Raw genomic sequence first — 22,468 nt, forward strand, 5'->3', positions numbered from 1 at the left:
TCATGGGGCTGTCACTACCCGCAACCATGATTGGTGAAATACCGGGATAAGGAGCCCACGATTCGGTGACAGAGTGGTATGGCGCACTTTTTGCCCCTTTTGTTCTTTCGCTCCCGCATACTGGCAGTCCCGCATAGTGATACAGGCCCGCGCCCCCGGCGCGGCTCGGCTAGCATGCTTCGCATCATGCGTATCGGGCTGCTCCTCCTTAGCTGCCGCGGCGAGGGCCTGTAAGTCGAGGCCGACCCCCTCCCCGCGGAGTCTGGCGTTGCGCCGTCGGCCGTCCTTCAGGACACCACGAGGAGCCCACGCATCATGGCCCACAGTGCCAATCGCCAGCAGCCCAGTTCCATGCCGATCCACAAGTACGGCGAGTACGAGCAGGTCGACATCCCCGACCGCACCTGGCCGAACAACCGGATCACCGTCGCTCCTCGCTGGCTCTCCACCGACCTGCGCGACGGCAACCAGTCCCTGATCGACCCGATGTCGCCCGAGCGCAAGCGCCGGATGTTCGACCAGCTGGTCAAGATGGGCTACAAGGAGATCGAGGTCGGCTTCCCGGCCTCAGGACAGACCGACTTCGACTTCGTCCGCTCCATCATCGAGGAGCCCGGGGTCATCCCCGACGACGTCACCATCTCCGTACTGACCCAGGCCCGCGAGGACCTGATCGAGCGGACCGTCGAGTCCCTGAAGGGCGCCAAGCGCGCCACGGTCCACCTGTACAACGCGACCGCGCCCGTCTTCCGCCGGGTCGTCTTCCGCGGCTCCAAGGACCAGATCAAGCAGATCGCCGTCGACGGCACGCGCCTGGTCATGGAGTACGCCGAGAAACTGCTGGGCCCCGAGACGGAGTTCGGCTACCAGTACAGCCCCGAGATCTTCACCGACACCGAGCTGGACTTCGCGCTGGAGGTCTGCGAGGCGGTCATGGACGTCTGGCAGCCCGGCCCGGGCCGCGAGATCATCCTCAACCTGCCCGCCACGGTGGAGCGTTCGACCCCGTCGACGCACGCCGACCGCTTCGAGTGGATGGGCCGCAACCTGACCCGCCGCGAGCACGCCGTCCTCTCCATCCACCCGCACAACGACCGCGGTACGGCCGTCGCCGCCGCCGAACTGGCCCTGATGGCCGGCGCCGACCGCGTCGAGGGCTGTCTGTTCGGCCAGGGCGAGCGCACCGGCAACGTCGACCTGGTCACGCTGGGAATGAATCTCTTCTCCCAGGGCGTCGACCCGCAGATCGACTTCTCCGACATCGACGAGATCCGTCGTACGTGGGAGTACTGCAACCAGATGGAGGTCCACCCGCGCCACCCATACGTGGGCGACCTGGTCTACACGTCCTTCTCCGGCTCCCACCAGGACGCCATCAAGAAGGGCTTCGACGCCATGGAGGCCGACGCGGCCGCCAAGGGCGTCACCGTCGACGACATCGAGTGGGCGGTCCCGTACCTGCCGATCGACCCGAAGGACGTCGGCCGGTCCTACGAGGCCGTGATCCGGGTCAACTCCCAGTCGGGCAAGGGCGGCATCGCGTACGTCCTGAAGAACGACCACAAGCTGGACCTGCCGCGCCGGATGCAGATCGAGTTCTCGAAGATCATCCAGGCGAAGACGGACGCCGAGGGCGGCGAGGTCACCGGCGCCGACATCTGGACGGTCTTCCAGGACGAGTACCTGCCCAACCCCGAGAACCCCTGGGGCCGGATCCAGGTCAGCACCGGCCAGTCGACCACCGACAAGGACGGCGTGGACACCCTCACCGTCGAGGCCGAGGTCGACGGCGTCGAGACCACCCTGGTGGGCACGGGCAACGGCCCGATCTCGGCGTTCTTCCACGCCCTGCAGGGCCTGGGCATCGACGCGCGGCTGCTGGACTACTCCGAGCACACGATGAGCGAGGGCGCCTCCGCGCAGGCCGCCTCCTACATCGAGGTCGCCATCGACGACAAGGTCCTGTGGGGCATCGGCATCGACGCCAACACGACCCGCGCCTCCCTGAAGGCGGTCGTCTCCGCCGTCAACCGCGCAGGCCGCTGACTCACCCCACCGGTTGGTTTCAGGCCCCGTCCGCCCTTCGTGGCGGGCGGGGCCGCCGTCGTTTACCGGCCAAACCAAGGGTGGGTCATGGGCAGGTCTGGTCCTGGGTACTGACTCCGCATCAACAATGTGGCTAACATCACGCCAGCGCGGCAGTGTTGCCGGTGGGGGTACCTCCCGCGCCCTGCAACAGGCAGTGGGGGGTAGCTACCGGAGGTGCGACGTGCTCCAAGGACGGGGACGAGGCAGTCGAGACGGTCGTGGCGTACGTGTCGTACGCAGGGGCCGGACAGCACGCGTCCTGGGCTCCCGAACGGTCTGGACGGGCGTCGGAGACGGCGAGTTCTTCTGCCCCGGCTGCGGCGGGGACCGCAACTACCAGCGCCTGACCGGCCGCCGCCGCTTCACCCTCCTCGGCGTACCGGTCCTCCCGCGCGGCGAGACCGGGCCGGTCGTCGAATGCGCGGCCTGCCAGTGCCACTTCGGCACGGACGTCCTCGACCACCCCACCACGACCCGCTTCTCCGCGATGCTCCGCGACGCGGTCCACACGGTCGCCCTCGCGGTCCTCGCCGCCGGCGGCACCCACGCCCGCCACACCCTGGAGACAGCGGTGACGGGCGTCCGCGCGGCCGGCTTCGACGACTGTACGGAGGACCAGCTCGCGGCCCTGGTGGAAGCCCTCGCCGCCGACACGGGCCGTCTCTTCGGCCCCCCGTGCGGCCCCGGCCTCGCCATAGAGCTCCACGAGGCGCTGGACCCCCTGGCCCCGCACCTCGCCGCCCCCGGCCGCGAATCGATCCTGCTGCAGGGCGCCCGCATCGCCCTGGCCGACGGCCCGTACACCCCGGCGGAACGCGACGTCCTGACGACGGTCGGCGCTGCGCTGACGATCTGCGGGGACGATGTGACCCGGCTGCTGGCGGCGGCGCGTACGCCGTCCTGAGTCAGCGCCTGCGGGCGGACCAGCCACTTCCGATTCCCGCGACGTGCAGGGCCAGGACCATCAGGCCGAGCAGCATGACGTTCGTGGAAGTGAAGACGTCGTTCGTCGACATCTCGGCCGCGTTGATCAGGAACGCGATGAAGAACAGTACTGCTGCGCCTATACCAAGCATGGGACGGTTCCTCTCGAAGGGTGGGATTCGAGTGCCCCATCGCCCGGTTCGTACTCCCGGGGGAGTAATCCGGCCCCCGTGTCACCCCCGGCAGTAGCCCCGAACTCGCCCTCCCGCGCGACGAATCCACCCCCGTCCGACGGAATTCTGGTGAACGTCAGCCAGAAGTCCGGACGAGGGGAGGGTCTCGACATGGAGGCCGCAAAGACAGTGACGAGGGCTCGGCGCCGACGAACCGTGCCCTGGCTCGTGCTCGGGCTGTGGATCGGGGTGCTCGCGATCGTGGGGCCGTTCGCGGCGAAGCTCTCCGAGGTGCAGCACGACCGGATCACCGACTATCTGCCGGCGAACGCCGACTCGACCCAAGTCGCCAGGATCCAGGACCAGTTGCCCGGCGGCGAGACCACCGAGCTGGTCCTCGTCTACCATCGCGACGGCGGACTCACCCCCGCCGACAAGCGGACGGCCGCCGCACAGGTCGACCGGATCGCCGGCGAACACGTCCTGACGGCCGCCCCGCAGGGCGTACCGTCCGCCGACGGCACCACCCTCATGTACCCGGTGAGCAGCAACGAGCCGGGCACCGACGAGAAGAAGCGGGACGCCCTCGTGGGCGACGTACGCCAAGTCGCCCACACCGAGGGCGGGTTGGACGTCGAGGTCGGCGGTCCCGGCGCGCTCGCCACCGACGCCTCCGAGGTCTACGAATCGCTCGGTGGACCGCTGCTCTACACCACCGTCGCCGTCGTCGCCGTCCTGCTGATCCTCATCTACCGCAGCCCGGTGCTGTGGCTGGTGCCGCTGGTCGTCGTGGGCCTCGCCGACTTCCTGTCGATGGGCGTCGCCTACGGCCTCAACCAGGCCTTCGGCACCACGGTCTCGGGCCAGAGTTCGGCCATCATGACGATCCTCGTCTTCGGCGCGGGCACGGACTACGCCCTCCTCCTCGTCTCCCGCTACCGCGAGGAACTACGGCGGATCGAGCGGCCGTACGACGCGATGGCCGCCGCCCTGCGCGGCTGCGGGCCCGCCGTCCTCGCCTCCTCCGGCACGGTCGCCGCAGGGGTGCTGTGCCTGCTCGCCGCCGACCTCAACTCCAGCCGCAGCATGGGCCCGTTGGGCACGGTCGGCGTACTCTGCGCACTGGTCGCGATGCTCACGCTGCTCCCCGCGATCCTCGTCCTGCTCGGCCGCCGGGTGTTCTGGCCGCTGGTCCCCGCGTACGGCAGCACACCCCAGGCGCGGCGCCGTTCGCTCTTCGCCGCGATGGGCAGTTCGGCTGGTCGGAGGCCCCTGGTGGTCCTCGCGAGCGGGGCCGTCCTGCTCGGCGCGCTCGCCCTGGGCGCGCTGAACCTGCCAGGACCGGTCAAGCAGGAGGACGCCTTCGTCGACAAACCGGAGGCTGTCGCCGCGATGCAGACCCTCGCAGCGGCCTACCCCGACCGGGGCACGCAGCCCATCAGCGTCATCACCCCGGCCGGCCGGGCGGACGAGACGCTCACGACGATCCGGGCCGCCGACGGGATCAGCGACGCGCAGAAGGGACGTACGGGAGACGGCTGGACCGAGATCACCGTCTTCGCGAAGGACGCGCCCCAGTCGGCCGCCGAGACCGCGACCATCGAGCGGCTGCGGAACGAGCTCAAGGGCTCGTACGTCGGCGGGCCGAGCGCCCAGCAGATCGACCTCGTCGACACCAACGCGCGGGACGTGTGGGTGGTCGTACCGATCGTCCTCCTCTCCGTGCTGCTGATCCTGGTCGCGCTGCTGCGGTCGATCGTGGCGCCGCTGATGCTGGTGGCCGCCGTGGTCGCGGTGTGGGGGGCCGCGCTCGGCATCGGCGGACTGGTGTTCGGGCCGCTGCTCGGCTTCGAGGGCACCGATCCCGGACTCGGGCTGCTGTCCTTCGTGTTCCTGGTCGCCCTGGGCGTCGACTACGGCATCTTCCTCATGCACCGGATGCGCGAGGAAGCGCTGGGGGGCGCCGAACCGGTGGCGGCGGCGCTCACCGCGCTGCGGACGACGGGCGGGGTCATCGCCTCCGCCGGACTGGTCCTCGCCGCTACCTTCGCGGTGCTGACGAACATGGGGCTGGTGCAGTTGGTCGAACTGGGGTTCGTGATCGCGGTCGGGGTGCTGCTCGACACGTTCCTCGTCCGGACGTATCTGGTGACGAGCGCGAGCGTGGCGCTGGGGAGGCGGGTGTGGTGGCCGGGGGCGCTGTCCCGGAAGCCGGACCCGGACGCCGTACGACAGGAACGCCAGCCGGAACCCGTATGAGATCCGTCGTACGAGCGAGCGGGCGCCCCTCCCTGCCGGAGGGGCGCCCGCTGACGGAGGATGAACCCGTGCAGCCAACCACCGGAAGAGCGGCCCGCGTTGGATGGGGCGAGCGGATCATGGCCGCGATCATCCGCGACCCCCGCAGCGCCCCGCACGCGACCCGCAACGACGCGCTGCTGGCCCTGACGACCGCGGTCGCCGGTACGGCCATGGCCCTGTTCGTCGACGACGGCCGCCGCCCCGACGCACTCGGCTGGACACTGCTGCTGGCCCTCCAGGTGCCGCTGGTGTGGCGCAGACGCCGCCCGATGCCGGTCCTCGCGGTGGTGGTGGCGCTGGTCGTGCCGTACCACGCCCTGGACAACAACCACTCGGCGCCGATCCCGGCCACGTTCGTCGCCCTCTACACGGTCGCGGTCACCGGCCGCCCCCTGCGCACGCTGCTGACCGGCACGGCGATCCTGGTCATCTCCATGGCGGTGATGCTGCCCCTGGACACCGAACAGGCGATCGAAGTCCTGTACGTCTTCGGCTGGATCGCCGCCGTCCTGTTCGTCGGCATCGACGTCCGCTTCTACCGCGCGTACGTGTCCGCCATCGTCGAGCGCGCCGAGCGGGCCGAACGCACACGCGAGGAGGAGGCCCGCCGCCGGGTCGCGGAGGAACGCCTGCGCGTGGCCCGTGACCTGCATGATCTGCTGGCCCACACCATCACCCTGGTGGGGGTCCAGACCTCGGTGGCTGCCCATGTCCTGGCCGCCGATCCGGACCGCCTGGACCGGACGGCGGTCGCGAAGGCCCTGGACGACATCGCCGAGACCTGCCGAACGGCACGCGGTGAGCTGCGTACGACGCTGGAGGTACTGCGGGAGGGCCAGGGCACGGGAGACACCCGCGGCCCGCTGCCGGGCCTGGCCGGCCTGCCCGACCTCGCGGAGACCGCACGGGTGGCGGGCGCGAAGGTCGAACTGGCGGTACGGGCGGACGCCGTACCCCCGGCGGTCGGCGCGGCGGCCTACCGCATAGTCCAGGAGGCGCTCACGAACGCCGTACGGCACGGAGGGCGGGAGGAGCTGACGGTACGGGTGCGGCTGTACGGGGGCGAGGGCGCGCTGCGGGTGGAGGTGACGGACGACGGGGTCGGGGGCGGGGAGGATACGTCTGAGGGTGGTTTCGGGCTGGTCGGGATGCGGGAACGGGCGCGGAGTGTCGGCGGCACGCTGGACGCCGGCCCGGGGGAGGACGGGGGGTTCAGGGTGAACGCGGTACTGCCGTTGCCGGTGAACAGGGAGGGGGTCAGGTGACCGCCATTCGCGTACTGCTCGCGGACGACCAGACCCTCGTACGGGCGGCGTTCGCGATGCTCGTCGAGTCGGCGCCGGGCATGGAGGTCGTAGGACAGGCGGGTACGGGCCGGCAGGCCGTCGAACTGGCCCGCAGCGCCCGCGCCGACCTGGTCGTCATGGACATCCGCATGCCCGACCTCGACGGTATCGAGGCGACCCGGCTGATCGCCGCCGACGAGGATCTGGCGGGCGTGAAGGTGCTGGTCCTGACGACGTACGACACGGACGAGCACGTGGTGGAGGCGCTGCGCGCGGGCGCGTCGGGGTTCCTGGTCAAGGACACGAAACCGGCGGAACTCCTGGACGCGATCCGCACGGTGGCGGCGGGAGAGGCCCTGCTCTCCCCGGGCCCGACGGCGAGCCTGATCGCCCGTCTGCTGCGCAGCGCCGAGGCGCCGACGCCGACGGGCGGCCCCGAATGCCTGACGGAACGGGAACGCGGGGTGCTGAGGCTGGTCGCCCGGGGCCTCAACAACACGGAGATCGCGGAGACCCTGGGCCTGAGCCCGCTGACCGCGAAGACCCACGTCAGCCGGATCATGGGGAAGCTGGGCGCGCGGGACCGGGCGCAACTGGTGATCGTGGCGTACGAGTCGGGGTTGGTGACGCCGGGGGGAGTGGCGTAGAGGGGAGTGGCGTAGAGGGGAGTGGCGCAAAGGGGTGTGGTGGCGTGCGGGTACGTATGTTCCGTACGTGCTACGAGTGGTGACGATCCGTCAGCGGAGTTACTGTCGCATCGAGTTGCACGGGCACACCCCCCATTCCACTCCGCAAGGGAGAGCGATGACGCCCCTGAGCCGTACGCTGCTCGCCGCGACCACCGGCGCGGCCCTGATCACCGGCACCGGAATCGCCACCGACCTCACCGCGACGAAGGCCCGGGCCGCGGCCACCCGCTCGTACTGCACGTCATCGGTCCCCTACACGGCGGGCAAGGGCGGCTACGACACCTACCGCATCCCGGCCACGGTCATGACCCGCAAGGGCACCCTCCTGGCCTTCGCCGAGGGCAGACACGACGGCGCGGGGGACAGCGGCAACATCGACGTGGTCCTGCGCCGCTCCACGGACGGCGGCTGCACCTGGGGCCCGCTGTCGGTGGTCGCGGCCGGGAACGGTGACACGCGGGGCAATCCGGCGCCGGTGGTGGACCAGCGGACGGGCCGGATCGTGCTGGTGACGTCGTACAACTCCGGCGCGGTGACGGAGGCCCAGATCATGCGGGGTGAGGCGACGCCGGAGCAGAGCCGCAGGGTCTTCGTCCAGACGAGCACCAGCGTGAGCGACGGACGCCGTTTCACGCGCCCGAGAGACATCACGGCCCAGACGAAGCTCCCGAACTGGCGCTGGTACGCGACGGGTCCGGGCCATGCGGTGTATCTGACTCGCGGCCCGCACGCGGGCCGGATCGTGATCCCGGCCAACCACTCGGCAGCCCCGCCGACGGGTTCGACGGACACGGGCCAGGAGTCCAAGTACTACGGCGGCCACGCGATCTACAGCGACAACGCGGGCCGCACCTGGCGCTTGGGCTTCGTGGACGACTCGTACGACGGCATCGAGAACGCCAACGAGACGAGCGCGGCCCAACTCCCGGACGGCAGGCTGTACTTCTCGTCGAGGGATCAGAACGGAGTGGCGCTCGGGAATCGCCTGGATTCCTATTCCAGTGACGGCGCGAAGTCCCTGGACCGCCCGTACACGGTCCAGTCGACGCTGAACGACGTCCCGATCGTGCAGGGGAGTGTGCTTCAACTCCAGGGAGGTTCGGGCGCGTTGCTGTTCTCGGGGCCTTCGGAACCCACGGCACGGCGGTCGATGGCGATCTGGCGGAGCGGGGACGGCGGAGAGACGTTCACCAAGGTGCTGACGTTGTCGAACCGCCGGGCGGCCTACTCGGACCTGGTGCGGGTGGACCGGCGGTTGGTGGGGGTGCTGTACGAGACGGGGACCGACGGGACGTACGAGTCGATCGAGTTCCGGCGGGTGGGGGTGGGGACGGTGTCGTCAGGAGTCCCTGCGCCGTAACGCGTACAGCGTGGGGACTTGGCGGCTCTCCAGCGTGTTTTCGGAGGACTGCGGGAACGGCATGGCCAGGACGTAGAGCGTGCGGCCGTCCGGGCACGCAATGGCATTACCGCTGGTGGACAGGGGGTGGCGCCAGCGGGTGGTGCCGGACGCGAGGTCCAGGAAGTTGAGCGTGCCCCGGTTGGTGTACTCCTTGGCGCGGGTGGGCACGCAGACCGTGCCGTCGGTCAGGACGGGGCCCTCCAAGCTGACGTGGGTCCCCATGTCGCGGGTCCAGCGGCGCCGGCCCGTGTCGGCGTCGAAGACCTGGACGAGATAGGAACCGGTCGTCTCCGGGGGCTCCTTGCCCCCGGCCAGGACCGTGTCACCGGAGACGCGGAAGGTTCGTACCATGTCGATGTCGGTGTCCGCCTGCCAGCGCAGGCGCCCGGTCGACACGTCGACGGCGACGAGGGTGCTGTGGTACTGGTCGCCGTAACGGCGGACCGCCGCGTACAGCGTGCCGCCCACCCGCTGGACGCTGAGTTCGCTGCCGACCGGCAGGTTCCCCGCCCGCCGCAGGTCCTTCCCCGAAACGGCGTCGAGCGTGACGAACGCGTTGTGCCCCTCGTCGGCGCTGCCGCTGCTGGGGCTCGCGGTCATATGGAGTTCGCGTCCGGCCAGGACCGGGGCGCCCAGGAAGCCTTCCGAGGGGGACTTCCAGCGCAGCGCGCCCGTCGCCAGGTCAAGCGTCCAGGCCATCGAGCCCTCGGTGAACACCCCGGTGGTCAGGTGCACCAGGCCGTTCCCGGTCACCGGCGCCGATGGCCCCACGGTCTTCGCGGGCAGTCGGGTGCTCCACCTGACCTGGCCGGACCTGGCGTCGAACGCGTGGACGACGGTGTCCGAGGCCACGGAGACCCTTCCGATCACCACGAGCATGATGTCGCCGGCCGGTGTCGGGGCGTACTGGGTCAGACCGTCGACCTCACGTTCCCAGAGCATGCGGCCCGAGGACGCCTCGATACCGTTCACCACCGTCCGCCCACCGGTGCGGACCCCGGTGATACAGACGACATCCGCGCCGAACGCCGGGGCGGACTGGCTGTCGAGGTCCGACAGTGCCTGCCACCGTTTGCCGCCGCGGGACTGCTCCACCGCCGTGACCCCGCCGAACCCCGACAGATACAGGACTCCGGCGTGCGCGTTCAGCGCCGAGGGATACACCCCGTCCACCGGCTCGGACCAGACCTGCTCCCACGGCCACTGCTCCGCGTCGCCGTCGAGCAGCCGCCAGGTCCCCACTCCGCCGGCCACCGCCGCGAGTCCCCCGGCCCCCAGCACCATGAACCGCCGCCGCCCGCCGAACCGTCCCGCCGCCACCCCGTCGGTCACCGTCATCCCGCCAGCCGCCCCCGCCTCAACCTGCCGCACATGACCTGTCCAGGCCCAGCATTCTCGCGTGGCGGGGGGCACGGGAAGAAGGACTTGGGCCAACCTGGTTGTCGTACCGTCAGCCCAACTGCACGACCGTGCTGTAGCCGCTGGTACGGAGTGTGCTGGCACTGCCGATGGCGGTGGCACCGCCGTGGTACAGCAGCAGGGCCCCGGCGGAGTTGGTCGCCCAGATGTCGGGGTTGCCGTCGCCGGTGTTGTCCGGGCTGCCGTAGAGCTGGGGGAAGAGGGCGGGCGTCATGCCGGTGGCGTAGACGTCGTCCCCGTCCAGGCTTGCGCCGGACGTGCCCAGGCTGGTGAGGACCGTGCCCGTCTTGTCGCTTTCGAGGATGCCCTTACGGAGGTAGAGGGTGCCGTTTGCGATGCGGTAGATCATGTCGGCGGCACCGTCGTCGTTGTAGTCGGCGATCGTGACGAAGTCGCGGGTGCCCCAGTCGGCGGTGGTCATCTGGGTGGCCGTGGAGAAGTAGCCGCCGCTGTAGCCGGAGAAGACCCACAGCTCGGAACCGCTTGCGCCACCGGCGACGAAGAGTTCGGGCTGGCCGTCGCCGGTGATGTCGCCTGCCGACTTGATCTCGGAGAAGGTGCTGGGGGAGGGGGCGTTGGCCGGGAGCCGTACCTCGATGCGCCGACTGACGTCGAGGCCGCCGTAGCCGTCGCCAGGGTAGATGAAGAGTCCGCCGTCGGGGGTGCGCATCACCCAGTCCGTCGCGCCGTCGGCGGGGGCGAAGTCGCCGTTGTGGGTGATCAGGGAGTACTGGGGGTTGGTGGAGGCGCCGTCCCAGAGGTGGGGGGCGGTGCCCTCGTCCATCAGCAGCTTCCAGCGCTCGTGGATGCCCCAGGAACCGGATATCCACGTACCGCTCTTGGACACCGCGGTGATCAGCAGGTTTCCGGCGGCGGAGAGGGAGGCGAAGTCGGGGGCACCGTCACCGCTGAGGTCGCCTGCGGCGTCGGCCTTGGTGCGTGGCGTGACGTAGAAGCTGTATTTGCGTTCGGGGGAGATGTTGCCCGCCGCGTCCACGGCCTTGGCGTAGAGGGTGTTGGGGCCGGCGGAAGGGGGCTTGACGCCCGTGACGGTGAGCGAGGTGACGGGAGTGCTGGTGGCGCTGCAGGACTTCGTCAGGCCGTCCGTGGTTCCGCTCGTGCCGATGGCGCAGATCCAACTGGCGGTGTTCGTCGAGTTGATGGAATAGACGAACTTCACGATGTCGGTGTCTTTGGTGTCACCGACCTTGAAGGTGAAGGCGCCGGCGGTGCCGAACGGCTCGTCCGACCAGACCTCGCTGTCGCCGTTGATGTCGGTGTCCTCGGGGAACTCCGCCGAGCTGACCTTGGGCGAGGAGGGGAGAGTCGTGTCGTAGGTGAACCGGCACCACTTGGTGCCGCCGCTGGGCCCCCAACTGCTGCTGGACTGGTCGTCCCAGGCACGTACCCGCCACTGGTAGGTGACGCCGTTGACCAGGCTCTCAAGGACGGCCGAACCGGTCTCACCGTTGCTGATCGTGCTGTAGATGCTCCGCTTGGTGTTGTTGTAGTTGTCGGCGTCGTCGGTGCCGTCCCGCCCGATCTCGAACTCCAGCTTGGTGAGGACCCCGTCGGGGTCGGTCGCCTTGGCACTGATGTAGGGCGTGGTCTTGCCGAGACGGATGTAGGGCTTGGCGCTGGTGTCGCAGGAACCGGGCTGCATGTCGATCGCGGTCGGGGCGTTGGGCCTGCGGTTGTAGGTGACGGACACCTCGGGGGAGCCGTCCTCCTCGGCCTTGAACTTCTTCCAGGAGTAGGAGTCCGTCTCCAGGCTGGTCGCGTTGGAGGTGGGAGCGGCCGATGAATTGGACGCCACCAGACCGATGTTGAGGGTGGACCAGCCGTTGTCGGCGGCGTCCTGGGCCAGCGAGGTGAGCGTGAAGTGGACGTTCGTGTCGGGGCAGGAGCTGTTGGACTTCCAGCCGTAGGCGAACGACTTCGAGGTGATCTTCCGGCTCCAGGTGGGCTGCCTGTTCCAGGTGGTGCCGGAGGAGAACGGGCCGGTGTGCCACACCTGCATGGTGCGCTTGCTGCACGACCAGGAGTGGGTCTCCAGGATCTTCAGCGTGGCGTTGGTGACGGTCGCGTCCTTGATCGACTTCTGGAACCGGAACTTGAAGAGGGACCGGGCGGTTCCCCAGGTGTCCTTCTCGAAGCCGACCCGGGCCTCCTTGGTGTCCTCGTTGTAGTTGGCGCCGTCGTAGAAGCTGGAGTTGGGGTACTTCTTGTAGACGGTGGTCCAGTTGCTCCTGAGACCGATGGTCGAGGGGTCGAGGAAGACCGGGTACACCGGGGCCTCGGCGGCCGTGAGGTAGGCGTCGGGCGGGGTGATGGTCAGGACGCCGTCGTTGTCCACCGAGGCCTTGGCGGTGGTGGCGTGCGCGCCCTCGCCGGGGCCGTGCACGGCGGGCAGGGCGAGCGTCTCGCTCGCGGCGGCCGGAACGGCGTACGCGGCCGGGTCGGCGTCGGACTCGACGGGGCTGTTGTTCCAGGGGGCCATCGGGTCGTCCGTGCCCCCGTCCTCCGAGGCGTCACTGTCCGAGGAGCCGCCGTTCCCGGACCACTCCTCGACGACTTCCGGGTTCTCGTTGGTGCCGGTGGCGGCGTCCGGGTCGGCGGACGGGGTGTCCGTGTCGTGCGTGCCGGCCGAGTCCCACAGGAACGGGGTGGGCGAGACGGTGATCTCGTTGCCGTCCTTGTCCTTGCCGCGCAGGACGTCGGTGGCGGCGTCGAGGGAGAAGGCGAGGGTGGGCGAGGTGAAGCGGTAGCGGGGCGGGTCGGCGGCCAGTGCGGCGGCGGCCTCCGGGGTGTGGATGATCAGGACGTGGGTGTAGCCGGTGTCGCGTGCGGTGAGCATCAGGTCGACGTCCGGGAACACGCTCTCGTACAGCGCCTTGTTGTCCTCGACGACCGGCTCGGGCAGCGTGCCGGGCCACTCGACCTGTAGCTCGTGGCCTTCGGCGGTCATCGTCAGCAACGGGGTCCAGACGGTCTCATCGGCAGCCTGTACGGCGGACTTGCCGGTGGTGCGATAAACGGCCGAAGTGACCGTGCCCGCGGAACTTCCGCCGCTCGCCCGGGCCTTGGTGACCGGGGCGCGGTCGGGGTCGCCCGTTGCGAACGTGACCGGGTAAAGACTGTTGACGGTGGACCAGCCGTCGTCGCTTCGCCGCAGCGAGGTGTCGATCGGGGCCCACTTCCCCTCGGCGTTCTTCGCCCGCTGCGCCTGCGCGGAAGCCGTATAGGTGAAGGTGCCGTCGGGGTTGGCGTAGGTGGTGGAGAACTCGTCTGTCAGCGACGCGACTTGGACCTTCTTGCCGGTCTTGCGGGCCTGCCGCTGAGCAGTGTCCTCGTCGATCGGTTCGCTTTTGCGCTTGGTCCGGGCGTCGGCCTCGGACGACGCCTTGGACGTGCTGTCGTCGCGCAGGGCCAGGACCGTGGCACCCCCCACCAGCAGCGCCAGCGCGAGTACGCCGGCGACGACCGCCCGCCCTCGCCCACTGCCGGTCGTCGCGCTCGGGGGTATCGCTGCGGGGGCCGCCTCGCTCGGTTCGGCGGCGCTGTCGAGGTCGCTCAAGGGGCCCTTCTCCAACACTGGTCGGGGGTTGCCCTCGGGTCCGGTGACAGACCGTGCGAACGCGCGACGCGCTGTGCTCGGGCGGTTGGAGTATGAGCAGGCGACCCCTACGAGATCAACACCCTTGTGGAGAAAGGAAATAGACCGAGCGGGAGGGTGGCGGGCCTGACACGTTTTTTTGCTGGTCTTTGTTCAGATTTGGAAAGTGACATAGCTAACACAGCTTTATCTCGCCTTGACGCGGATCTTCACAAACCCGCAAGTTCGTCCTCATCGTTGATCGCCGTGTGCCAACGGCCTGAACGTCTCTGATGGTTGTGGATCGGGCTGGGGGAAGGTCGGTTGGCCGTGGGTGGGGGTTTGTCGTGGTGCGGCAGAGGTTCGCTGGCGCGCAGGTCGTCTCGTGAGCGGTTGATACGCCGAAGAGCACGGCTCGGTGTCGTCGCCGCCGTTTTCCTCGCCCTCAACATCGCTGTCCTGCCGGGCGCGGTGGCCCTGGGGCCCGACAACAACAACCCCCGTACGACAGAGGTCGAACTCGACGACCTCCAGGACACGGACACTCTCGTCCTCGACGAGACCGCGAGCGACAAGCTCGGGGAACTCGACGGCGTCCCCTCGACCGAGCCGGAAGAGGCCTACAACCCGGCGGCAGTAGTACCGGTGCCGGCGGCGATCGGCACCGATGTGCCGGTCGCCGACCTGGCCGCGGGCACCACCAAGCAGGTCGCCGCCTCCACCGACGGCACGGTGACCGTCGGCGTCGGCGCGCCCGAGGACGCGACGGCCGCCGAGGCCGACGCCCTTGAGGGCGAGTGGACCGTCGAGGTCAAGCCCGAGGCCGAGGCGGTGGCGGCCGGAGCGCAGGGGCTCCTTCTCGAGGTCGCCCCGCCGGACACGGCCACGGGCGAGGCGGTCGTCCAGATCGACGCGACCCGGTTCGCCGAGGCGTACAGCGCGCAGTGGCTGGACCGGCTGTCCTTCGCCCTGATGCCCGCCTGCTACCTCACCACCCCAGACGAGGAAGGGTGTTCGACGGGCGTCCCGTTGACCACCGAGGTAGAGCGCACCGCCGACGAGGTGACCGTCCCGGTCGGCGAGACCGGCGACGACACGGGCTCGGAGACGGACCCGGGCGAGGACACCGCGACAGACGAGCCGGCCGAGGGCGCCGAGACCGAGGAGCAGGTCCAGGAGACGTTCCTCAACCTGACCGTGGACACGGCCGACCTGAACTCCGTAGCGGCCGCCGCGACCACCGGCGCCTCCACCGCCGCGAGCAACGGCGAGGACCCGTCGGTGAGTTCGGCCGTGTGGCGCGGCGACAGCCAGGCAGCGAGCGCACAGCAGGTTGCCTCCTCCGTCGGCGGCGCGCTGGTGATGGGCACCTCCTACGGGGCGGGCTCCGGCGGCGACTTCGGCGCGACGCCGATCGCCTCGGCCGGTTCCTGGTCGCAGGGCGGCTCGTCGGGCGCGTTCACGTACGCGTACACGATGGCGGGCCCGCAGGTCCCCGCGGGTCCGTCGCCGAATGTGACGCTGAGCTACAACTCGCAGTCCTCGGACGGCCGTACGTCGGCCACGAACAACCAGGTCTCGTGGATCGGTGAGGGCTGGGACTACAACCCGGGTGCGATCACCCGTACGTTCGTGGGCTGCGCGGCCGACACGGCGAACGCGAACAACGCGGGCAAGTTCACGGGCGACCAGTGCTGGGGCTCGTACAACGCGGTGCTGTCCCTGAACGGCACCACCACCGAGCTGGTGTTGGACGACGACACCGGTGAATGGAAGAGCGCCCGCGGTGACAACACCCGCGTCGAACTGCTCACCAGCGACGACTACAAGCGCATCCTCGGTGTCACCCACACGTCCAACAATGGTGACAACGACGGGGAGTTCTGGCGGGTCACCACCAGCGACGGCACCCAGTACTACTTCGGCATGAACCGTCTGCCGGGCTGGTCCTCCGGCGACGAGGAGACCGAGTCGGTCCTGAACGTGCCGGTCGCGGGCAACCACAGCAGCGACCCGTGCCACGCCACCAAGTTCGAGGACTCCTTCTGCGACCAGGGCTGGCGCTTCCAGCTCGACTACGTCGTCGACCTCAACGGCAACGCGATGTCGCTGTGGTGGAACAAGGAGACCAACGCCTACGCCAAGAACAACAAGGTGGCCAAGGCGGTCGAGTACGACCGAGCCGGCTACCTGACCCGCATCGACTACGGCCAGCGCGCGAGCACCCTGTTCACCGCCGAACCGCTGGGGCGCGTCAACTTCACCGCCCAGGAACGCTGTTTCAAGGACGCAGGTGTCGGGACGCCGGAGTGCTCCGAGACCAACTTCGACTCCAAGCAGTCCGATCTCACCCGGCCCTGGTACGACACCCCGGCCGACCTCGCCTGTGAGACGGGCGCGAAGTGCTCGACGTACGGTCCGACGTTCTGGTCGCGCAAGCGCCTCGCGACGGTCACCGCGTGCGCCCAGCGCGAGCAGGGCGTGACGCTGACCGAGTACAACCCGGCCGACGACTCGGGTTCCCGCCACGCCTGCGGCATCGCGGACACGACGTACGGCACGACCCTCCTCTCGAAGGTGGACTCCTGGAGCCTCGCCCAGTCGTTCCCCTGGGGCCTGACCGGCGAGTACACCGCACTGTGGCTGGAGTCCATCACCCGCACCGGCTACGGGGTCGACGGCGACACCCAGCCCCTCAACCCGGTCCGCTTCGGCCACAACGGCGCGCCGCTGCCCAACCGGGTCAAGGAGGGCGCGGGCGACACGGACCCGCTGTTCGGCCGGCTGCGCATCGAAACGGTGGTCTCCGAGTACGGCGGCAGCACACGCATCACGTACAAGGCACCCGAGAAGGCGTGCCTCACCGGCACGAACTTCCCCGCACCGGACAAGAACACGCTGCGCTGCTATCCGGCCTACTGGCACGCGGACGGAAACCTGGCCGACGAGCACACCTCCTGGTTCCACAAGTACGTGGTGGAGAAGATCACCGAGGACGCCCAGTTGGCGGACGCGGTGAACGACGTGACGACGGAGTACAAGTACGAAACCGACGGGACCGACCTCGTCGCCGGCGCGCTGTGGGCCAAGAACCAGGCGGAGTTCTCCCGTCCGAAGACCCGCACGTGGGACGACTGGCGCGGCTATCCGACCACCATCACGGTCACCGGCGACACGGGTGCCCCCTCGGGCACCGTCGCCTCCAAGTCGGTCACCCGCTACTTGCGGGGCATGAGCGACGACGTCCTCGCGGACGGCACCAAGCGGACCCTGAAGGTCAAGGACATCACCGGCGCGGACATCGCGGACGACCTCAAGGCCTACGCGGGCATGGTCGCGGAGTCCCTGACCTACCCCGACTACACGTCGGACACCACTGCCGACTGGATATCCCGCACGGTCAACTACCCGGACGCACCGGTGCGGTTGGCGACCCGCGACCGCACGGACGGCCCGGACGTGGTGTCGGAGCGGGTGACGCTGGGGTCGGTCAAGACGATCACCAAGTCCTCGGGCACCCGCCCGGGCGACGACGAGGAACTGCGCACGGTCCGGACGGAGACCGACTACGACGCGACGTACGGTCTGCCGACCGAGGTCCGCGAGTACGGCGACGAGGCGCAGCCCAACGACGAGTCGTGCACCCGCACCACGTACGTCAACAACGACACCAAGGAAACCGACGCCGTCACGGGCGTCTACCTGATCGGCCTGGTCAGCCAGACGATCACCACGACGGGTACGTCGACCTGCTCCACGGCGCTGTCGGCGGCGACGGCCTCGACGCTGGTCACCGGCTCGCGCGTGTTCTACGACGACGCCACCTCGCTGACCGCCACGCCCACCAAGGGCCAGGCAACCCGCACGGTGGTGCCGACGGAGGCGGGCACGGGCTGGAACTCCACCTTCCCCGAGTCGCGGACGACGTACGACGAGTTCGGCCGGGTCAAGGAGGTCAAGGGCCCCACCGCGGTGACCGGCACCACGTCCTACGAACCGTCCTCCGGCCAGGTCTACAAGATCACGACGGTCCAGGACGATGACGTCACCGACGCGGAGCCCGGCCTGACCTCGGTCACCACGGTGGAACCCGGCCGCGGCGCCACCCTGACCTCGACCGACCCCAACGGCCGCGCCACGTCGTACGAGTACGACGCGCTTGGCCGCACGACGGCCGCCTGGGACCCCACCCAGCCCGCCACGGACGATCCCACGGCGCGCTACACGTACAACACGGTCGCGAACGAGCCGGTGTCCGTGGTCACCGAGTCACTGGAGCGGAACCCCACCTCGGCGCCCGACGGCACCAAGGCCGTCTACACGGCCTCCACCGCGATCTACGACGGTCTGGGCCGCGAACGCCAGTCCCAGACCCCGGCGGTGGGCGGCGGCAAGCTGGTCACCGACACCTTCCACAACTCCTCCGGCCAGGTCAGCAAGACCAACAACGCCTACTACATGGCGGGCGAGCCCAGCACCAAGCTGGTCGTTCCCGACTCCGACTCGCTGGTCCCCAACGAGACGAGATACACGTACGACGGCCTGGGCCGCGTGCTGACGGTCACGCCGTACCACAACTCGTACGCGCAGGACGGCACGACGCACGACAACGGCGGGACGGCCGTGCCCAGCACGGATCGCACCACCCGCTACGAGTACGGCCTGGACTACACGATCGTCCACCAGCCCAAGGGCACGCCCGGCTCCCGGGTGTGGACGGACGCGCTGGGCCGCACGGTCCAGCAGGACACGTACAGCGACACGGCGCTGACCGATGCCAACGCGATCTCCACGACGTACGCGTACGACCTGCGCGGCGACATGGTCACCTCCACGGACGAGGTGGGCCACACCCGCACCTGGACGTACGACGCCCTCGGCCGGGTCGTCGGCACCACCGACCCCGACGCCGGCAGCACGAGCACCGACTACGACGCGGCGGGCCGCGTTGCCTCCGCGACCGACGCCCTCGGCGGGAAGCTGGCCTACAGCTACGAGCCCTACCTCCGGGTGTCGGAGGTCAACTTCACCCCGGCGGGCGAGACTTCGAGGGCAGTCCAGTCGTACGTGTACGACTCCGCCCCCGGCGGCAAGGGCCAGCTCGCCTCGGCCAAGCGCTACACGGACGGCGAGGGGTACACGACGTCGATCGCCGGCTACACGGCGGACTACCAGCCGACGTCGATGACACTGACGATGCCCGACGGCACGACAACGGGCACGACAGCGGACGGCTTCAAGACCAACTACACGTACAACTACACGTACAACGACGACGGTCAGCTGGAGAAGTACACCACCCCCGAAGTGGGCGGTCTGACCGCCGAGTCCGTCATCACCCGCTACAACGAGGCTGGCCTCCCGGTCACGGTCTCCGGCGACGACTGGTACGTCACCGAGACCGACTACTCGCCCTACGGGCAGGTACTGCGCTCCACGGTCGGCGAGATCGGCCACCGCCTGTGGCAGGACAACTCGTTCAACGAGTCCACGGGCGAACTGCTCACCAGCGCACTGGTCCGGGAGAACGCGACCGACACGTCGGTCGTGGCCGCACACGAGGTGAGCGAGCGCGCCTATTCGTACGACCCTTCGGGCAACATCCTGTCGGTCGCGGACAAGCTCGGCTCGGGCGCCACGTCCACCACCGACCAGCAGTGCTTCACGTACGACGCACTGGGCCAGCTGAAGACGGCATGGACGACGCCGAACGGCGGAGCCTGCAAGGCCGCCGGCAAGACGACGGCCGAGCCGGTGTACTCGGACGGCACGATCAACGTCTCGTCCAACAACGCCGGTTACTGGCAGTCGTACGAGTACGACGTGCTGGGCAACCGGAAGTCGAAGACGGTCCACAAGGCGGACCCGACGGTCACGTCCGGGACGGTGGCCACGAACAACGACGTGACCACGGACTACAACCACGGCACCAGTGATGTTGCGACGGTCAAGAACGACCAGCCGCACACCCTGACCTCGTACGACACCACGACCCACACGTCGGCCGGGGCCGAGGTCAAGACCCGCTCCACGCAGACGTACGACGCGGCGGGCAACCTCAAGGAGCGCACCACCGGCGGCGACACCTCCCAGGGCCTGACCTGGACGTGGGACGGCCAGGTCGAGTCGGTGACGGGCTTCGGCCCGGAGGGTTCCGGGGCGTGGGTGGGCGCGTCGGAGATGTGTTTGGACCTGACCGGTGCGAGTAGCACAGCAGGGACGGCTCTCCAGCTGTACGTGTGCAACGGAACGAAGGCGCAGAACTTCCGCCTCGACGCGCTGGACACCGACAACAACGGCACGGTCGAGAACGCGGCCATCGGCCAGTTCGTGGTCGGCGGCCGCTGCGCACAGCCGACGAGTGCGGCGGCGGGCGCGGCGGTGCAGATCCAGACGTGCAACAAGGCCACGACGGCACAGCACTGGGAGGTCCTGGACACGGGCCTGATCAAGCTCGTGGGCACGAGCCTGTGCATGAACGCCGCGTCGCTCACGAACGGCATCGACCTGGTCCTGGCGACCTGCTCGGCGTCGGCGACGGGCCAGGTGTTCAAGCCGGCCTCGAAGACGACGTACGTGTACGACGCGATGGGCAACCGGGTGCTGGAGCGCTCGGCCGCCGGCGCGGTGTTGCATCTCCCGGACACGACGGTCTCCCTGACCCCGACGGGCAAGCTGCGCTCGGCGGAGCGTTCGTACGGCCATGGTGGCGCCCCGACGGTGACGCGTTACCGCGAGGCATCGTCGACGTCCGGCGCGGACGAGCAGGTGTTCGCGAACGCGGTCGATCACAACGGCACCCCGCTGGCCGAGGTGCAGTTGGACGGCGACCAGTCGGTACGGGTGAGCAAGAAGGACCCGTGGGGCGAGGACCGCACGTCGAACGTGGCGACACGCTCGCGTACGGCGTACGCGACGGGTGACGACGACGCGGGCTCGGGCCTGGTGCACTTGGGTGCGCGGGAGTACGACCCGGCGACAGGCCGTTTCATCTCGGTGGACCCGGTCCTGGACCAGAGCGACCCGCTCCAGGCGAACGGCTACTCGTACGCGAACAACAACCCGGTGACGCATTCGGACCCGAGTGGCCTGACCTCGTCGGCGTCGAGTTTCGACGCGTCGATGGCGGCACTGGACGCGAAGATCGCGGAGTATCAGCGGACGCTGTCGGTGTCGATGGGTGATGTGATCCTGTCGGTCGGCTGGGCGGTGTTCAAGGAGTTCGTCGGCTGGAACGACATCGTGGGCTGCTTCTCGCAGGGTGACCTGTGGGCGTGCGGCAGCCTGCTGATGGACGCGATTCCGTGGACGAGCGTCTTCTCCAAGGGCAAGAAGATGTGGAAGGCCTTCAAGGCCACGCTGGGCGCGGTGAAGGCGTGGCGCGCGGCGAAGGTGGTCGCCGAGGCGGGCCTGAAGGCGGCGAAGGCGGCCAAGGCGGCGCTGATCAAGGCGAAGAAGGCGGCGGAGGCTGCTGCGGCGGAGGCGAAACGCAAGGCGAGAGAAGCCGCCAAGGCGGCGGCTGAGGCTGCGAAGAAGAAGTCCCATACGGGGTCCAAGGGCGCGCGGGGGAATGCTCCGCAGGTCCAGGCTCGCAAGACTTCGCAGTCCAAGGGGTCGGACGGCGGGGGCAAGGCGGAGTCCAAGTCGGGTGGGTCGCGTGGGGGGTCGGGGCGGGACGATTCTGACTCGGGCGGCGGGTCTGACGGAGGCTCCAGCTCGGGCGGCAGCTGCCCAATCGGGGGAGCGGCGACTAACAGCTTCACTCCTGACACCCGGGTCCTGATGGCAGACGGTTCCACCAAGGCGATCAAGGATGTCAAGGTCGGCGACGAGGTTCTGGCCACCGACCCGGAAACGGGCAAGACCAAACCCGAGACGGTCACCGCTGAGATCAAGGGCGAGGGCATCAAGCACCTGGTCGACGTCACCATCGACACCGACGGCAAGAGGGGGTCGAAGACCTCCGGGGTCACGGCTACCGATGGCCACCCTTTCTGGATTCCGGAGTTGGGCGAGTGGCTCGACGCGACGGATCTGCAGGTCGGCCAGTGGCTCCAGACGGGGGCAGGCACCCTCGTCCAGATCACCGCTATCCAGCGCTGGACGGCACAGGACGCTACGGTCCACAACCTCACCGTCAGCAGCATCCACACGTACTATGTGCTGGCGGGGGCTACACCGGTACTCGTTCACAATTGCGGAGGCAGCACCGCAGATCACTCGACTGCTTGCGCTTGCGCTACTGGGGCTCAGCCCAGGCTGGCCAATGGACAGATGGGTCCCAGTCTCAACCCGCGGCCGAATTCGACTCCGTCCACTCACGGAAACTCGCGCAACAGTTCCGCGACGAACTACCTGTACGTTTTGGAAGATGCAAATGGGGGTTACCTCAAGACTGGAATCACTCAAGATCCGGCAGGCCGGTACTCGGCGAGAGATATGGCCACAATGGGCGCAGATCGCATGCGTGTGCTAACTAGTGGCTCGCGCTCGGATATGCTTGATCTGGAGAAGTGGATCGTGCAGCGTTGGCCTGGCCCGTTCAATAAGGAATCGCACGCGGGGAAAATGAATCTTGGGTTGTGATGTCA

10 protein-coding genes are annotated in these 22,468 nt (G+C 69.0%); 7 read left to right on the forward strand and 3 right to left on the reverse strand.

Going from position 1 to position 22,468, the window contains the following annotated elements; genetic code table 11:
- Window positions 1–315: 315 nt before the first annotated feature.
- Together leuA and LUX31_RS34360 are read left to right on the forward strand one after the other, a co-directional pair.
- The gene (gene leuA / locus LUX31_RS34355) at window positions 316–2,046 is read left to right on the forward strand and encodes a 2-isopropylmalate synthase (protein WP_235479203.1); all 1,731 of its coding nucleotides are present in this window, start codon (window positions 316–318) and stop codon (window positions 2,044–2,046) included.
- A gap of 223 nt (window positions 2,047–2,269) precedes the next feature.
- Window positions 2,270–2,992, forward strand: a complete 723-nt coding sequence (locus LUX31_RS34360; RefSeq protein WP_443046023.1) for a TerB family tellurite resistance protein — start codon at window positions 2,270–2,272, stop codon at window positions 2,990–2,992.
- Between the two features lies 1 nt (window position 2,993).
- Here the strand turns inward: LUX31_RS34360 and LUX31_RS34365 are convergent, their stop codons facing one another.
- Window positions 2,994–3,164 carry a hypothetical protein gene (locus LUX31_RS34365; RefSeq protein ID WP_235479204.1) on the reverse strand — a complete coding sequence of 57 codons (171 nt, stop codon included), beginning with the start codon at window positions 3,162–3,164 and terminating at the stop codon, window positions 2,994–2,996.
- Between the two features lie 192 nt (window positions 3,165–3,356).
- On the opposite strand from LUX31_RS34365, the gene LUX31_RS34370 reads away from it, so the two are divergent.
- The 4 genes from LUX31_RS34370 to LUX31_RS34385 all read left to right on the forward strand — a co-directional run bounded on the left by LUX31_RS34370 (window position 3,357) and on the right by LUX31_RS34385 (window position 8,821).
- Window positions 3,357–5,444, forward strand: a complete 2,088-nt coding sequence (locus tag LUX31_RS34370; RefSeq protein WP_235480155.1) for an MMPL family transporter — start codon at window positions 3,357–3,359, stop codon at window positions 5,442–5,444.
- Between the two features lie 68 nt (window positions 5,445–5,512).
- The gene (locus LUX31_RS34375; protein ID WP_443046024.1) at window positions 5,513–6,751 is read left to right on the forward strand and encodes a sensor histidine kinase; all 1,239 of its coding nucleotides are present in this window, start codon (window positions 5,513–5,515) and stop codon (window positions 6,749–6,751) included.
- On the forward strand, window positions 6,748–7,419 hold the full coding sequence (locus LUX31_RS34380; RefSeq protein WP_235479205.1) for a response regulator: 672 nt from the start codon (window positions 6,748–6,750) through the stop codon (window positions 7,417–7,419). Before LUX31_RS34375 ends, LUX31_RS34380 begins: the two co-directional genes overlap by 4 nt.
- A 157-nt stretch (window positions 7,420–7,576) precedes the next feature.
- Window positions 7,577–8,821, forward strand: coding sequence for a sialidase family protein (locus LUX31_RS34385; protein ID WP_235479206.1), 1,245 nt, complete (start codon window positions 7,577–7,579; stop codon window positions 8,819–8,821).
- On the opposite strand, the gene LUX31_RS34390 is transcribed toward LUX31_RS34385, so the two are convergent.
- Window positions 8,801–10,201 (reverse strand): outer membrane protein assembly factor BamB family protein, encoded by a 1,401-nt coding sequence (locus LUX31_RS34390; protein ID WP_235479207.1) that lies wholly within the window; start codon window positions 10,199–10,201, stop codon window positions 8,801–8,803. The two genes, LUX31_RS34385 and LUX31_RS34390, sit on opposite strands and share 21 nt — an antisense overlap.
- Window positions 10,202–10,313: 112 nt before the next feature.
- On the reverse strand, window positions 10,314–13,859 hold the full coding sequence (locus tag LUX31_RS34395; RefSeq protein WP_235479208.1) for an FG-GAP-like repeat-containing protein: 3,546 nt from the start codon (window positions 13,857–13,859) through the stop codon (window positions 10,314–10,316).
- Window positions 13,860–14,270: 411 nt separating this feature from the next.
- On the opposite strand from LUX31_RS34395, the gene LUX31_RS37595 reads away from it, so the two are divergent.
- Window positions 14,271–22,463, forward strand: a complete 8,193-nt coding sequence (locus LUX31_RS37595; protein ID WP_268828241.1) for a ricin-type beta-trefoil lectin domain protein — start codon at window positions 14,271–14,273, stop codon at window positions 22,461–22,463.
- Window positions 22,464–22,468: the final 5 nt, after the last annotated feature.

Source organism: Streptomyces sp. GQFP, from assembly GCF_021545335.1.
Lineage (GTDB): Bacteria > Actinomycetota > Actinomycetes > Streptomycetales > Streptomycetaceae > Streptomyces.